Source organism: Sporolactobacillus shoreicorticis (assembly GCF_024125445.1).
Lineage (GTDB): Bacteria > Bacillota > Bacilli > Bacillales > Sporolactobacillaceae > Sporolactobacillus > Sporolactobacillus shoreicorticis.
In genome coordinates this window covers 1-225 of the sequence record NZ_JAMXWM010000113.1, presented here as the reverse complement: position 1 = coordinate 225, position 225 = coordinate 1, and the positions used below count along the sequence as shown (strand labels likewise).

General features: G+C 40.4%; 1 tRNA gene. It reads right to left on the bottom strand.

The features are described 5' to 3' along the window. Positions 1–32: 32 nt before the first annotated feature. Positions 33–107: transfer RNA gene (locus NIE88_RS22250), tRNA-Asn, on the bottom strand. Positions 108–225 lie beyond the last annotated feature (118 nt).

Genomic DNA, 225 nt, shown 5'->3' with positions numbered 1-225 from the left:
GAAGTGCTCTACCGAACTGAGCTATGGAAGCATGGCTCCACAGGTAGGATTCGAACCTACGACCGATCGGTTAACAGCCGATTGCTCTACCACTGAGCTACTGTGGAATACTTAAGTAATAAAATGATATGTATATTATAATGTACTCTTCCTTATCATGGAAGAGTTCACATTATAAAATATATAAAGAAACAGGTTGCCATCATCTCGATGGTTTCCTGCCTC